This window comes from Mesorhizobium sp. M7A.F.Ca.MR.176.00.0.0, from assembly GCF_004023165.1.
In the GTDB taxonomy this organism is placed as follows: Bacteria; Pseudomonadota; Alphaproteobacteria; order Rhizobiales; family Rhizobiaceae; genus Mesorhizobium.
Genome location: NZ_RZTC01000055.1, coordinates 1 through 14915, shown reverse-complemented (window position 1 = coordinate 14915; position 14915 = coordinate 1). Strand labels below are relative to the sequence as shown.

The window sequence follows — 14915 nt, the reverse complement described above, 5'->3', positions numbered from 1 at the left end:
GGCAAAAGCCGCACCACCAGTTCCATCTGTTGGGCAATCCAGGGCACGGTCAGTTCCGGCGGCGGTCCGCCGCCGCGCACGCTGATGACGGCGGCCGTCGCCAGGCCGACGACGCCGACGATCGAGGCGACCAGCAGCAGGATGAGACGGCGGCGCAGCGAATTCACGCGTGGCTCTCCACGGTCTCGACGCGCGCGGTGAGCTGGTAGCCGCCATTGCGCACGGTCTTGAACAGCGGCCCGTCGCCGGTGTCCGAAAATTTCCGGCGCAACCGGCTCACCAGCACATCGACCGAACGCTCGAGCGGGTCGCGCTCGCGGCCTTGCGTCAGGTCGAGAAGCTGGTCGCGCGATAAAAGCCGGCCGGGGCGGTCGAGAAACACCTGCAAGAGGTCGAACTCGGCGCCCGTAAGGTCGACGGCCACGCCTTGTGCATCCGTCACCTTGCGGGTGTCCGGCTCCAGCCTGTAGCCGGCGAAGCGGTAGGTACGCGCGCGCGGGGAGGCGGGCGCCTCCTCGGGCGCCGAGCGCCTGAGCACGGCACGGATGCGGGCAATGAGCTCACGCGGGTTGAACGGCTTGCCGAGATAGTCGTCGGCGCCGAGTTCCAGGCCAATGATGCGGTCGACATCTTCCTTCAGCGCGGTCAGCAGGATGATCGGGGTGTGCGGCTTGCGGTCGCGCAAGCCGCGGCAGATATCGAGCCCCGAGCCGTCCGGCAGCATCACGTCGAGCACGATCAGGTCGAATTGGCCCGCGCCAAGCCGTTGCTCGCATTCGCGCCGGTCCGCCGCCGCCGTGACGCGAAAGCCCTGGCTGTCGAGGTAACGCTGGAGAAGCGTCCTGATCTCGCGGTCGTCGTCGACGACGAGGATATGGGGTTGTGACTGCATCAATCGTGCCCTTGCCTTGGCCACGATTATAGGAGGAGCCGCGCCCGAGCGGCATGGAAAATTGCAACCGAACGTTTCCGGGGGCCCGAGGGAAACATTCGGAAACAAATTGCCCTTTTGCGGAAACCTTCGGCAACACGCCGACGCGAAGCGGACAAAGACGCTTCCTATCCTCTGAACTGTCCGAAGCATGAGAGAAAGGAACATCTTTATGCGAAGCAGACTTCTTGCGCTCGGCCTGTTTTCCGTCGCCGCAATTCACCCCGCGCTGGCAGCGCAGCCAGATCCCGGCGCCGGACCAGGCGAGCCGCCACCTGTCGTGGCCATGCAGGACGGCCCAGATCACGGCCCGATGGCTGGACCCGGCCCGCATGAACCGATGCGGCCTGGTTCGCAGGGTTTCGGCCCACAGGGCTTTGGCCCCCGCCGCATGGGTCCGCCGCCGGAATTCATGCTGGCCGCCCGGCTCGCCGCGCTGGAGACCCGCGTTGGCATCCGCACCGAACAACTCGACGCCTGGCGCGACTACACCAGCGCGCTGCAGGCGGTGCTTTCGCCGCCTCAGCCTGACCACGGGCGGCCCGGTAGTGCTGAAGCGAAGGGTCCCGACGCGGCGGGTCCCGGCGGCAAGCCTGATCCTTTCGCGTTCCAGGAAAAGCTGGCCGACGATGTCACCGCCCGCGCGGTTTCGGCCGGCAGACTGAAGGACGCGATCGCGGAACTGCGTGCCAAGCTGACGCCCGAACAACTCGAAGTCCTCGCTTCGGCGGAACGCCCCCATGGATCACCCCCCGGTCCCTGGGGCGGGCCGCCGAACGATGCAGCCGGCCCCAGAGGCCTGCCCAACGATGGCAGGCAGCTCTCGCCCCAGCCCGGGAACGACTGACAACTCTGACCGACTGCACCGGCCGGCCCGGTACCCAACCCGTTCTCGGGCCGGCCGGTTCTCCGGGGGATGGCGGGCGTATCCCTGCCATCCCTCGTTTCAATCACGTCCAGTTCGAATGACGCTAATTCGAACCATGCAATGGAAGCACGACAATGTGGGAAGCCATGATCATGCTGCGGCTGCTCGCGTCCGCCAGCCCGAGGCTCTCGTTCGGTCCTGCCGGGCGCGATATGCCGCTGGCCCTCCCGGTCGACACGCTGAAGGGCGCGATCCGCCTGCGCTTCGCCGCCTGGCGGCTGTCGCTTCCGCTCTCGCAGCCGCTCGACAACCATGGACATCATGACCGCAAGATCGCGTGAACTCCGGCAAGGCGCTTGGCATGTCCTCGCTGATCGGCATAATGATGTTGGTGGGCATCGAGGCCAGCTACTCGACTTTCGAGCAGCTCCGGCCGCCGAGAAGGAGCGCGACATGAGCCGCTTCCAAGCATTGCTCGTCGCCGCCCGCCGACGGGTGCGGCCTATCATCATATGGATCGGCATGCCCCTCGACCAAGCGGTCCATTGCCAGCGCGTACGCAACTCCAGGGAAAGATCCAGGCCATGATTTCCAAGCCTAGCCAGCCTCGTTTTTCGGCACGCCATCTGGCGCCCTGGGCCGCGATGTTCGCCGCTACCTTTCTGCTGGCGTCCTGCTCGCAGGAGGGCAGCGCCCCCGCCGGCATGGGCGCGCCCGGCAAACCGGAAGTCGGCGTCGTCACCTTGCATCCGCAATCGGTGGCGATCACCGCCGAACTGTCGGGGCGCACGGCGGCTTCGCTGGTTGCCGAGGTGCGCCCGCAAGTGAACGGCATCATCCAGCAGCGCCTGTTCAAGGAGGGCAGCGAAGTTGCTGCGGGACAGCCGCTCTACCTGATCGATCCGGCAAGCTATAAGGCAGCCTATGACAGCGCGGTCGCCGCCCAGCAGAAGGCGCAAGCGGCGGTGCCGACTGCGCAGGCCAAGTTCGACCGTTATGCAGGGCTTTTGAAACAGAACGTTGTTTCCAAACAGGATTATGACGATGCCGCCGCCACGCTGGCGCAGGCGCAAGCCGATGTCGCCTCGGCCAAGGCCAGCGCCGAGACGGCGCGCATCAGTCTCGACCGCACCTCGATCACGGCGCCGATCGCCGGCCGCATCGACAAGTCAACTCTGACGCCCGGCGCGTTGGTGACCGCCAACCAGGACACTGTGCTGACCACCATCCGTGCCCTCGATCCGATCAATGTCGACGTCACGCAATCGAGCACCAACCTGCTCAATCTGCGCCAGGCGATCTCGGAAGGGCGGCTGAAGTTCAGCGGCCCCAATGTCAGCGTCAAGCTGAAGCTCGAGAACGGCACCATCTACACGCAGACCGGCAAGCTGGAATTCGCCGGCGCCAATGTCGACCAGACCACCGGCACCTTCGCGCTCAGGGCCGAATTCCCCAATCCCGATCGCTTGCTGCTGCCCGGCATGTATGTGCGGGCGCTGGTCGAGGAGGGCGTTGCCCAGAACAGTTTCCTGGTGCCGCAGCGCGCCGTCAGCCGCAACACCAAGGGTGAGGCCACGGCCATGGTCATCAATGCGCAGGGCAAGGTCGAGACGCGGGTGCTCGCGGTGCGCAACAGCGTCGGCAACAACTGGCTGGTGGATTCGGGTGTCGGCGACGGCGATCGTGTCATTGTCGAGGGCATGCAGCTGGTGCGCCCCGGCGGCGATGCGACGGGCGTTGAGGTGACGATCGACGAGACGACCGGCGAGGTCAAGGATCGCGGGCAGGGCACGTCCGCCGCACCGGCCGCGTCCAACGCTGCCAAACCGGCGCCTGCCGCCGCGGCCGGGAACTGAGGCGATGTCCGTATTCTTCATCAACCGGCCGATCTTCGCCTGGGTGATCGCCATCGTGATCATGCTGGGCGGGCTTCTGGCGCTCACCTCACTGCCGATCTCGCAATATCCGCAGATCGCGCCGACGACAGTCAACATCAGCGCCACCTATCCGGGCGCCGACGCGCAGACGGTCGAGAACTCGGTGACCAAGGTCATCGAGCAAGGCATGACCGGCATCGACAATCTGGACTACATGACGGCGACGTCGACCTCGACCGGTTCGGCCTCGATCACGCTGACCTTCACCACCGCAGCCGATCCCGACACCGCCCAGGTGCAGACGCAAAACAAGCTTCAGCTGGTGCAGTCGCAGCTGCCGCAGGTGGTGCAGAGCAATGGCATCACCGTCTCCAAATCCTCGACCGGCTTCCTTATGGTCATCGGCTTCGTCTCGACCGACGGCAAGATGAACTCGACCGATCTCGCCGACTATGTCGACGCCACCGTCAACGACACGCTGAAGCGCGTCGAAGGCGTCGGCTCGACGCAGCTGTTCGGCTCCGGCTATGCCATGCGCATCTGGCTCGATCCGGACCAGCTCGCCAAGTATGCCCTGATGCCGAGCGACGTGGCGACCGCCATCGAGGCGCAGAACACGCAGGTTTCTGCCGGCCAGCTCGGCGGCCTGCCGGCGCGCAAGGGCCAGCAGCTCAATGCCACGGTGACGGCCAAGAGCCGGCTGCAGACCGCCGAACAGTTCCGCAACATCATCCTGAAGAGCCAAACCGATGGCTCGCTGGTTCGCCTCAACGATGTCGCCACCATCGAACTCGGCGCCGAAAGCTACACGACGCAGGCCAACTACAACGGCAAGCCCGCGGCCGGCGTGGCCGTCAATTTGGCGACCGGCGCCAACGCCATCAACACCGCCGAAGCGGTGCGCTCGACGATCGCCCGGCTGAGCTCGACCTTCCCGCAAGGCGTCGAGGTCGTCTATCCCTACGACACTTCGCCTTTCGTGCGGCTGTCGATAGAGGAGGTGGTCAAGACGCTGGCCGAGGCGATCGTGCTGGTGTTCCTGGTGATGTTCATCTTCCTGCAGAATCTGCGGGCCACCATCATCCCGACGATCGCCGTGCCGGTGGTGCTGCTCGGCACGTTCGGCGTGCTGTCGCTGTTCGGCTATTCCGTCAACACGCTGACCATGTTCGCCATGGTGCTGGCCATCGGTCTGCTCGTCGACGACGCCATCGTCGTCGTCGAGAATGTCGAGCGCGTGATGCAGGAGGAAGGCCTGCCGCCGAAGGAGGCGACGCGCAAGTCGATGCACGAAATCACCGGAGCGCTGATCGGCATCGCCACCGTGCTTTCGGCCGTGTTCGTGCCGATGGCTTTCTTCGGCGGCTCGACCGGCATCATCTACCGGCAATTCTCGGTGACCATCGTCTCGGCGATGGTGTTGTCCGTGCTGGTCGCCCTTGTGCTGACGCCCGCACTTTGCGCCACGATCCTGCGACCGCCCAAGGACCATGCGACGCAAACGGGCCCGTTCGGCTGGTTCAACCGGGTCTTCGATCGCGGCACGCTTGCCTATCGCGACGGCTCGCACGGCATTATCAATCGGTCCTGGCGCTTCCTCGCCGTCTTCCTGGCCATCGTCGTTGCCGTGGGCTGGATGTTTGCCCGGCTGCCAAGTTCGTTCCTGCCGGAAGAAGACCAAGGCATCCTGATCACCAGCGTGTCGCTGCCGGTCGGCGCGACGCAGGATCGCACGGAGCGGGTGCTGGCAGAGGTGACCGACCATTATCTCAATCAGGAGAAGGACGTCGTCGACGGGGTGTTCACCGCTTCCGGCTTCGGCTTCGGCGGCGCAGGGCAGAATGTCGGCATTGCTTTCGTGCGGCTGAAGGACTTCGACCTGCGGAAATCGCCGGCTTCTGCCGCGCAGGCAATCGCCGGCCGGGCGATGGGCGCGTTTTCGAAGATCAGGGATGCGCAGGTCTTCGCGCTTGCGCCTCCCGCCATCCAGGGCTTCGGCAACACCAACGGCTTCGATTTCTACCTGCAGGACGTCAACGGTGCGGGCCATGACGCGCTGATCCAAACGCGCAACCAGCTTCTGAACCTGGCCGGGCAGAACAAGCTGCTCGCCAACACAAGGCCCAACGGGCAGGAAGACCAGCCGCAATTCTCGGTCGACATCGATCAGGAAAAAGCCAGCGCGCTGGGCGTCAGCCTGGCCGACATCAACAACACGCTGTCCTCCGCCTGGGGCAGCGACTACGTCAACGATTTCATCGACCGCGGGCGGGTGAAGCCGGTCTACATGCAGTCGGACGCGAACTTCCGCATGCAGCCGGAAGACCTCGACAAATGGCAGGTCCGCAATGCCAGTGGCGCCATGGTTCCGTTCTCGGCCTTCGCCTCCAGTCACTGGACGTTCGGCTCGCCCCGGCTTGAACGCTATAATGGGTCGGCGGCAGTCGAGATCCAGGGTGCCGCGGCTCCAGGCGTGAGTTCGGGTGCGGCCATGGACGAGATCGACCGGCTGGTGGCGCAATTGCCGCCCGGCTATTCGCACGAATGGACCGGCCTGTCGCACCAGGAACGGCTTTCGGGCAACCAGGCGCTGTCGCTCTACACGATTTCGGCGCTGGTCGTGTTCCTGTGCCTGGCCGCACTCTACGAGAGCTGGTCGATCCCGTTCGCGGTCATGCTGTCGGTGCCGATCGGCATCTTCGGCGCGCTGCTGGCGGCAAGCCTGTTCGGCCAGTCCAACGACGTCTATTTCAAGGTCGGCCTGCTGACCACGATCGGTCTCGCGGCCAAGAATGCCATCCTCATCGTCGAGTTCGCCATTGAGCGGCAGGCCGCCGGGATGGGGCTCGTCGAGGCGACACTTGAGGCAGCACGACAGCGGCTGCGGCCGATCCTGATGACGTCGCTGGCCTTCATCCTCGGCGTGTTGCCGCTGGCGATTGCCAGCGGTGCTGGCTCGGGCGCGCAGAACTCGGTCGGCATCGGCGTGATGGGCGGGATGATCGCAGCGACGGTGATCGGTGTCTTCCTGGTGCCGCTGCTGTTCGTCACCGTGCGGCGCATCTTCAAGGGCAGGGCGGCCAAACCAGATACGGGCGAGACGCCGGTGACGGCCAACCAGCAATAGGAAAATTTCACATGACAGGTTTGGAACGTGGCTCGGTGGCCGCGAGGCGGCTTCTTGCGCCTATGATTACCGCTGTCCTGCTCGCTGGATGCGTCGTCGGTCCGGATTATCAGACGCCCATATTGGCGATGCCTGCAAGCTGGAGCGGCCAGAAGCCGACAAAGCCTGCCCAGCCGGCGCAACTGTCGAGATGGTGGCAGCGGCTGCGCGATCCCGAGCTGAACACGCTTGTCGAGGAAGCGGTTGCCGGCAATCTCGATGTCGCCACCGCCAAGGCAAAAATCCGCGAGGCGCGCGCCAGCTACCGCCAGAGTGCCGGCACGTTGCTGCCGTCGGTCGACGGCTCCGGCTCGGCCACCCGCAACAAATCGGCCGAGACCACAACAGGCTCTGACGCCACCTACAGCGAGTACCAGGCCGGCTTCGATGCAAGCTGGGAGCTCGACCTGTTCGGCGCCAACCGCAGGGGCGTCGAGGCCGCGCGCTACGGGCTGGACGCCTCGCAGGAGGAACTGCACTCGACGCTTCTCACCCTGGTCGGCGATGTCGCTTCCTATTATACCCAGGCGCGCGGCTACAAGGCCCGCATCGCACTCGCCCGGCGCTCGGCCGCGTCGCAAAGGCAGACCGCCGAACTTACCCGCACCATGGCGCAGGCGGGCACGGCGACCGCCGCCGATGTCGCCAAGGCGATGGGGCAGGCCGCGAGCACCGAAGCCGCGGTGCCGACGCTGGAGGCAAGCTATGCCCAGGCCGTGCATCGTCTCGCCGTGCTGGCCGGCCGGCCGCCTGCCTCGCTCAGCGAGCGGCTGAAGCGGGTCGCCCCGATCCCTGCACCACGCCTGCCGATGCCCACCGGAATTCCCGCCGACCTCTTGCTTTCGCGGCCCGATTTGCGCATGGCGGAGCGCCAATATGCGCAATACACCGCCAAGATCGGCCAGGCAGAGGCCGCCCGCTATCCCTCGGTCAGCCTGACGGGAGACATCAGCACGGCGGCGCTGAAGCTTGGCGATCTCGGCAAGAACTCGTCGATCGGCTGGTCGTTCGGGCCGACGCTCAGCGTGCCCTTGTTCAATGCCGGTCAATTGCAGGCGGCCGTCGAGGTCGCCAAGGCGCAGCGCGATCAATATTTCATCGCATACCGGTCTTCGGTGCTGACGGCGCTCGAGGATGTCGAGAACGCGCTGGTGCTGTTGTCGCAGGAGCGCATCCGGATCGCCAAGCTCGCCTCTTCGGCGAAATCCTATGGCGATGCGGCGCGGCTCGAAGGCACGCTCTACAAGGCCGGCGAGACAAGCCTGCTCGATGTGCTCGACGCCCAGCGCTCGCTCTACTCGGCCGAGGACTCGCTGCTGCAAAGCCGCGTCCTGCTGGCGACCAACTACATCGCCCTCAACAAGGCGCTCGGTGGCGGCTGGGATGGCACGGTGGACAGTGCCAAGCCTGAGATCGTCGACGTCAAGACCGCGCCAAGGCTGGCGTCGAAGCCGGCCTCGTGAGCGGTTCCCAGGGCTCGGTCAAGTATTCCGAGGCGGCTACGCAGATTTCGAGATTGTGCGAACACACCGCTCGTGACGGCGCGTGAAGTGCCGCCTTGAGCTTTGGCGATGGCGGGGTGATCGCATCGCTGTTATTGATGGTGACCACACAGCACAGGCGCCGCAGATGACATCCGATACACAGAAGGCCGAAGCGGTCGGGCAGTTGCTCGAAACGCCGGACCTTGCCAGCGCGCTGGAAAGCGAACAGTTCAAGAAGTTCCTCGACCAGGTACCGATCGCCATTGCCGTCTCGGACCTGGTTTCGAAGGAGCGTGTCGTCTATGCCAATCCGGAATTCGAGAAACTGTCCGGCCTCAAGGCGGCGACGCTCGCCCGGCAACACTGGGCGGCGCTTTCCGGCACCGGCCTGCACAAGCAGAAGGACCGGCCGCTGTTCGAGGCCGTGGTCGAGGACACCGATTTCATCGGCACGTTCCGGCTGGAGCGGACAGAAGGCCAATCTGTGATCGTCGACGTCTATTCCAACGTCATCGAGGACGACAATGGCAAGGCCTGCTTCCGGCTGGTGGCGCTGGTCGACGTCTCGGCCCATGGCGAAACCGAAGATGCGCGATCGATCGATGAGCGCATCCGCGAGAAGGACACGCTGCTGCGCGAATTGCAGCACCGGGTGAAGAACAATCTGCAGATGATCACCGCACTGATCCGGATGGAGACGCGCAACGCGGCCGAACCGGATCAGAAGCGTTTCGAGAGGCTGGCAGGTCGCGTCGATGCGCTGGCAATCCTCTACCAGACGCTGTCGGGGGACGATGAAAAGGATGAGGTCGATCTTGGTGTCTATCTCAGCCAGATCGCGTCGGCGGTGATGAACTCGCATGCGGTCGAGGGCATCCGCCTCGACATGAAGGTCGACACCTATCCGGTGTCGATCAATGTCGCCATGCCGACCGGGCTGGTGGTGAACGAACTTTTGACCAATGCGCTCAAGCATGCCTTCCAAGGGCGAGACGGCGGGACGATCACGCTGCACAGCATCGTCGACGGTGATGGCTGCCGCATCGTGATCGCCGATGACGGCATCGGCCTGCCGGACGGCGAGACCTGGCCCAAGAGCGGCAAGCTCGGCGCGCTGATCGCCCGCTCGCTGACCGAGAATGCCAAGGCGCAGTTCGACGTGAAGTCGAGCGCCGGCGAGGGCACTCAGGTGATCATCGTGTTCAAGCGCTCGGCTGCCACCGCCTGAAGCGTATCGTTGTCGTCGCGCTCTCGCATCTACAGGATCATCTCCAGCTATTCCTTGTGCACTGCGGCAATGAACGCTTCGCGGGCTGGGAGGCTCATGGCGTGCCAACAGTCCGTGCCCCAGCAGCCAGTCCGCCGCTGCCTCACGACAGGTTGGCCGGTTCGCCCTATCTCCATGCCGCCGGTCGGGTTTGGACCCGGCGGCATGGAGGATGGGATCACGTGACATCGACGCCGATTGCCAGTCGCGAAGCGGCGCCCTTGCCGGTCGCGGCACTGATGGGCGCCATGGTGTCGATCCAGATCGGCGCCACCTTCGCCAAGGGCCTGTTCCCGCAGATCGGCGCGCAAGGGACGACGACGCTGCGGCTGGTCATCGGTGCGCTGATGCTGATCGCGGTGCTGCGGCCCTGGCAGATGCGGCCCTCGCGTGCCACTCTGCCGTGGCTGGTCGCCTATGGGGTGACGCTTTGCGCGCTCAACCTCCTGTTCTACGCAGCGCTCGCCAGGATTCCGCTCGGCATCGCGGTGGCGCTGGAGTTTACCGGCCCGCTTCTGGTGGCGACCTTGAGCTCGCGGCGCGCCAGCGACTTTGCCTGGATCGCGCTGGCAGTGGCCGGCATCCTGCTGTTGTCGCCCTTCGTTCATTCCCTCGCGCCGCTTGATCCGATAGGGGTGATGCTGGCGCTGGCTGCCGGTGGCTTCTGGGCGCTTTATATCGTGCTTGCCCAGAAGGCCGGCGCGGAGCTTGGCACCCGCACCACTGCCTACGGCATGGCCATCGCCGCTGTGCTCGTGCTGCCCTTCGGTATCGCGCAGGCGGGATCCGCGCTGCTGTCGCCGTCGATCCTGGTCAGCGCGCTGCTGGTCGGGCTGTTTTCCAGCGCGTTGCCGTTCTTCCTGGAGATGGTGGCGCTGACCCGCATGCCGGCGCGCATCTACGGCACGCTGACCTGCCTGGAGCCGGGGCTGGGTGCGCTGGCCGGCTTCCTGTTCCTGCATGAAAGCCTGACCGCAACACAGTTGGCCGGGATCGCAGCCGTCGTTGTCGCCGCCTTCGGCACGGCGCTGACATCGCGGCCGCCGGTGCCGTCGCCGGAGTAGGGTGGCGCGATTCGTCGGCACTGGGCATTTTCGAGTAATCCGAAATTCAACCAGCCCAATCCACGAAATTAAGCCAATCCTTGTCCAGGACGGCACTGGAATTGTCACCTGGCGCACAAGTATTTCCGGCTCTGGACAGACCGTGATCTGGTCCCATACGGTGCGTGTCGAAATGAAGACGCGATTGTAGAAAAGGCCGGTTGCCCCTTGCAAAAGAACGTCTTCTCATCGGCGGATCTGCCGCCGCATCTGGATCATCGCGCACGCTTCGCGCTCTGGCAGGACATCCATGTCGCCGAGATATGGTCGGTCGAATACACGATTTCGGAGAGACTGTCGTTCGAAGCCGCGATCGAAGCCACCGCTGTCGGCTCGCTGGTGCTTGGGCAGATGGCCGGGACGATCCGTCATGCCAGCCGCAAGGCGGGCAATATCGCCGCCGATGGTCGCGACGGCTATCTGCTGCTGGTGAACAATGGCGATACGGTGCTCAGCGGCACGCAGATTGGCCGCGATTATCACGTCGGCAAAGGCGAGGCCGCACTGGTCTCGGCTTCGGAAGCGTTGCAGATGACCGGCGGCGACAGCAATGTCTGGGCCAATGTGGTGCTCCCTCGTGCCGTGCTGGAAAATGCCTTCGCTCATATCGAGGATCGGCTGGCGTTGACCGTTGGAGCCGACAATGAGGCGCTCGGCATGCTCAAGCGCTATTGCAGCTTCCTGGAAGCAGGCCCGGCGCTGGTCTCGCCCGACCTCATCGGCCACGCCACCGAAACGATCGTCGACCTGATCGGCCTTGCGACCGGCGCCAAGGGCGAAGCGGCCGAACTGGCGGGCCTGCGCGGCCTGCGCGCGGCAAGGCTGCAGGCCATACTGCAGAAGATGCGGGATAATTTCGCCGATCCCGCCATTTCGGCGCAGGGCGTTGCCGGGCAATTGCGGCTCTCCGTTCGCTATGTCCATGACCTGCTGCAGGAAACCGGGGTGAGCTTTGCCGAGCGCATTCTCGAACTGCGCTTGCAAAGGGCGCATCGCATGCTCCGCGACAGGCACAATGACCGCATGCGGATCAGCGAGATCGCGCTGCTCAGCGGCTTCTCCGACGTCTCCTATTTCAACCGCTGCTTCCGCCGCCGATTCGGCTCGACACCGGGCAGTGCCAGGTAGTTTCGTCGCCGCTAACCCCGCCGGATACACGACACGCCAATCGACTGAGGCCGAATGGCCACACCAGCCGGGAAAGCGCTGCTATGCTTTCCCCGACAATTCGGGTGCGGCCCAGCCCAAGACGCGGCGGGCGGACAATGCAACACCGGATTTCTCGACAACAGCTGGATCTCCGCAGCTCATTTGTGCGGTGGGGAAGCAACATGGGGCAGCAGACAACAATGAAAACTCTTCTTCTCGCAACGGCCTTCATTCTCGCGCCGCTCGGTGTGGCGTGTGCGGCTGATATCAATGAGGTTTCGCCTGTTGCATCCGGCTACGACTGGTCCGGACTCTATGCCGGCGTCGACATCGGCTACGCGGCCGGAAAATCCAATCTGTTCATCGCCGGCGGCGGACTGGGCGGGGCCACCGATCTCAATGTCTCCACCGATCCGAACGGATTTATCGGCGGTGTCCATATCGGCGCCAATTACCAGATGGAGAACAGCTTCGTGATCGGCGCCGAGGCCGACATCATGTACAGCAATATAGATGGGCTGACGGCCCTCGACGCCGGCGGCGGCGGTGTCACCACGTTGCTCAAGAGCGAACTCAAATGGTCGGGGTCGGCGCGGCTGCGCGCCGGCTATGCTTTCGATCGGACCTTGCCCTACATCACTGCCGGTGTCGCCGCGGCCAAGTATGAACTAATTGCGGTCAGCGCCGGTGGCCCTGCCGCCGAAGTAACGCTCCACAGCGACAGCCATGTCGGCTGGACCGTTGGCGCCGGCATCGAGCACGCCTTCACCGACAAGTGGATCGCTCGAGCCGAATATCGTTACTCCGACTTCGGCAGCCAGGATCTCTCGGTGGCAGCCGGTCTGCCTACGGAAACCCATGTCGACCTCCAGACGCAGGATATCCGGGTCGGGCTAAGCTACAAGTTCTGATTGCTGGTGCTACAGGTCTCCCTCGGGAGATGGCCGGCAGGCCAGGGGGCCGGCGGGGCTCGGCCTGCTGCCGCAGACGGGGGTCGGCGCTCTATACGCGACGACCCCCTCTGTTGCCTTTGGCGACATCTCCCCTCGAGTGGGAGATCAGCCGCTCTTCAGATCAGCTTCTCCAGCGTGATCGGCAAATCCCGCACCCTCTTTCCCGTCGCATGGAACACCGCGTTGGCAATCGCCGGCGCCACGCCGACAATGGCCAGCTCACCAACGCCCTTGCCGCCGAGCACCGAGGAATGCAGGTCGGGGATGCCGACCGAGATCACTTCGAAGTCCGGGATGTCGGCGTTGGTCGGCACGAGGTAATCGGCGAGGTTGTCATTGACGATGCGGCCGTGGCGGCGGTCGACGATGCCTTCTTCCAATAGCGCCTGGCCGATGCCCATGATGATGCCGCCCTTCCATTGGCTTTCGGCAAGTTTCGGGTTGTAGAGCCGCCCCGAATCCAGCGCCGACACCACACGCGATACACGCACCGTGCCGAAGTCCTCGTCGACGCGCACCTCGATGAAATGCGCGCACCAGGAGTGGCGGGAATAGTCGCCCTCGGTGTGCGGCAGCGCCATGGCGATGGTGGTGTAGTTCTTGTAGCGCTCCTCTGGCGTCGAGTTTTCCGGCATGGTGTCGCCGGTGGCTTCGATGTGGTCGCGGCCGACGCTTTTGAGCAGTTCGGCGATCGAGACATCGGGGCCGTCGCCGCGCGGCGAAGCGATGCGGCCATTGGCGACGACCAGCGTGTTGGCCTGCAGCGCGTGGAAAGGCGACCGCGGATCGCTGATGGCAAGGCCCACCAACTGGTCGAGCGCTGAGCTCGCGGCCTTGTATACCGCGCCGGTCATGACGCCGGCCAGGCGCGAGCCGCCGGTGACGCCGGCGCGCGGAAAGCGGGAGTCGCCGAGTTTCACCACCACGTCGTCAGCTCGCACGCCGACCGTTTCAGCGGCGGTCTGCGCCAGGATTGTGTAGGTTCCTTGACCCATGTCGATCGACGAGCTTTCGACCTCGACCGAGCCGTCGGCCAGGATACGCACGATCGCCTCGCCATAGGCGCGCCGAACCGGATAGGTGCCAGCCGCGACGCCCCAGCCGATCAACTGGGTGCCGTCGCGCATCGAGCGCGGTTCGGGCGAGCGCCTGGCCCAGCCGAAGCGCTCCGCACCTGCGGCAAAAGCCTCGCGTAACTGCCGGGTAGACCAAGCCTTTTTGGCATGCGGATCCTGCTCGGCATAGTTCCGGAGCCGGATTTCCAGCGGGTCGATGCCGACCTCGTAAGCGAGCTCGTCGATGGCGCTTTCGATGCCGAAGGCCGAGGGGTTTTCGCCCGGCGCGCGCATGGCGCCCGGCACCACCGAATTGACCCGCACGACGTTCTGCTTCGAGGAGAAATTCGGCGTCGCATACATGATCGAGGTGACCGATCCCAGCGGCTCGACCCACATGCCGTCGATGGAGGTCTCATTGACGCCGCGATGCACGATCGACTGGATCTTTCCTTGCGTGTCGGCGCCGATCGTCACGGTCTGGCGTGTCGCCGCGCGGCCACCATAGCCCGTAAAAGTCTGGGGCCGCGTCATCACCAGCCGCACCGGCCGGCCAAGCATTCTGGCCGAACATGCGGCCACCGCGCCATGGCTGAGCGCCAGCGCCTTGGAGCCGAAGCCGCCGCCAATATAGGGCGAGACCAGCCGCACATTCTCGAACGGCACGCCGAACCATTCGGCATAGGTGCGGGCCATCCCGTCCAGCCACTGGCTCGGCTCCCATACGGTGAGCCGGTCGCCCTCCCAGCGGGCGATCAGGCCATGCGGCTCCATCGGCGCCTGGTACTCGCGCGGCGTGTTATAGGCGGCGCAGATGCGGACCGGTGCCGAGGCGAACGCACCTTGCGCATCGCCCCATTCCTTGGTCATGGCGTCGATCGGGATGCCGTCGCCAGCCTTGCCGTCGCTGAGGTCGACGATGGAAGGCGTCTCGTCATAGCTGACCTTGACCAGGGCCGCCGCCGCGACCGCCTGTTCGAAGGTCTCGGCGACCACGGCAGCGACATGTTGACCCGAGAACGTGATGTCGCGCGCGAGCGGGCAATAGGGCTTGTCGGGCGG

Annotated in this window: 11 protein-coding genes; 9 read left to right on the top strand and 2 right to left on the bottom strand. The window is 65.0% G+C overall.

Translation table 11 applies throughout. The features are described from left to right. Positions 1-163: 163 nt before the first annotated feature. Positions 164-892, bottom strand: coding sequence for a response regulator (locus EOB59_RS19080; protein ID WP_128288998.1), 729 nt, complete (start codon positions 890-892; stop codon positions 164-166). A 211-nt stretch (positions 893-1103) separates the two neighbouring features. On the opposite strand from EOB59_RS19080, the gene EOB59_RS19075 reads away from it, so the two are divergent. The 9 genes from EOB59_RS19075 (at position 1104) to EOB59_RS19035 (ending at position 12756) form a co-directional block, all read left to right on the top strand. Continuing rightward, positions 1104-1778, top strand: a complete 675-nt coding sequence (locus EOB59_RS19075; RefSeq protein ID WP_128288997.1) for a hypothetical protein — start codon at positions 1104-1106, stop codon at positions 1776-1778. Between the two features lie 167 nt (positions 1779-1945). Beyond that, positions 1946-2140: a hypothetical protein gene (locus EOB59_RS19070; protein ID WP_127396780.1), complete on the top strand. Its 195-nt coding sequence runs from the start codon at positions 1946-1948 to the stop codon at positions 2138-2140. A gap of 303 nt (positions 2141-2443) precedes the next feature. Next, a complete protein-coding gene (locus EOB59_RS19065; RefSeq protein ID WP_164895690.1) occupies positions 2444-3655 on the top strand; it encodes an efflux RND transporter periplasmic adaptor subunit in 1212 nt (403 codons plus the stop codon). A gap of 4 nt (positions 3656-3659) precedes the next feature. Continuing rightward, a complete protein-coding gene (locus EOB59_RS19060) occupies positions 3660-6803 on the top strand; it encodes an efflux RND transporter permease subunit (RefSeq protein WP_128288995.1) in 3144 nt (1047 codons plus the stop codon). Positions 6804-6814: 11 nt separating this feature from the next. Next, the gene (locus tag EOB59_RS19055; RefSeq protein WP_128288994.1) at positions 6815-8305 is read left to right on the top strand and encodes an efflux transporter outer membrane subunit; all 1491 of its coding nucleotides are present in this window, start codon (positions 6815-6817) and stop codon (positions 8303-8305) included. A gap of 166 nt (positions 8306-8471) precedes the next feature. Next, entirely contained in the window at positions 8472-9554 is a 1083-nt protein-coding gene (locus EOB59_RS19050; RefSeq protein WP_127381626.1) for a histidine kinase dimerization/phosphoacceptor domain -containing protein, read from the top strand. 221 nt (positions 9555-9775) lie between these two features. Next, a complete protein-coding gene (locus tag EOB59_RS19045; protein ID WP_127809810.1) occupies positions 9776-10657 on the top strand; it encodes a DMT family transporter in 882 nt (293 codons plus the stop codon). Between the two features lie 207 nt (positions 10658-10864). Continuing rightward, positions 10865-11824, top strand: a complete 960-nt coding sequence (locus EOB59_RS19040; protein WP_127271117.1) for an AraC family transcriptional regulator — start codon at positions 10865-10867, stop codon at positions 11822-11824. A gap of 221 nt (positions 11825-12045) precedes the next feature. After that, positions 12046-12756: an outer membrane protein gene (locus EOB59_RS19035; protein ID WP_164762590.1), complete on the top strand. Its 711-nt coding sequence runs from the start codon at positions 12046-12048 to the stop codon at positions 12754-12756. A 158-nt stretch (positions 12757-12914) separates the two neighbouring features. On the opposite strand, the gene EOB59_RS19030 is transcribed toward EOB59_RS19035, so the two are convergent. Next, positions 12915-14915, bottom strand: a 2001-nt coding sequence (locus tag EOB59_RS19030; protein ID WP_164895688.1) for a xanthine dehydrogenase family protein molybdopterin-binding subunit, incomplete at its 5' end; no start/stop codon positions are given.

Bases quoted from the DNA above. Each gene is read 5' to 3' on its own strand.
- EOB59_RS19080 (WP_128288998.1), bottom strand. From the start codon at position 892: ATGCAGTCACAACCCCATATCCTCGTCGTCGACGACGACCGCGAGATC.
- EOB59_RS19075 (WP_128288997.1), top strand. From the start codon at position 1,104: ATGCGAAGCAGACTTCTTGCGCTCGGCCTGTTTTCCGTCGCCGCAATT.
- EOB59_RS19070 (WP_127396780.1), top strand. From the start codon at position 1,946: ATGATCATGCTGCGGCTGCTCGCGTCCGCCAGCCCGAGGCTCTCGTTC.
- EOB59_RS19065 (WP_164895690.1), top strand. From the start codon at position 2,444: ATGTTCGCCGCTACCTTTCTGCTGGCGTCCTGCTCGCAGGAGGGCAGC.
- EOB59_RS19060 (WP_128288995.1), top strand. From the start codon at position 3,660: ATGTCCGTATTCTTCATCAACCGGCCGATCTTCGCCTGGGTGATCGCC.
- EOB59_RS19055 (WP_128288994.1), top strand. From the start codon at position 6,815: ATGACAGGTTTGGAACGTGGCTCGGTGGCCGCGAGGCGGCTTCTTGCG.
- EOB59_RS19050 (WP_127381626.1), top strand. From the start codon at position 8,472: ATGACATCCGATACACAGAAGGCCGAAGCGGTCGGGCAGTTGCTCGAA.
- EOB59_RS19035 (WP_164762590.1), top strand. From the start codon at position 12,046: ATGAAAACTCTTCTTCTCGCAACGGCCTTCATTCTCGCGCCGCTCGGT.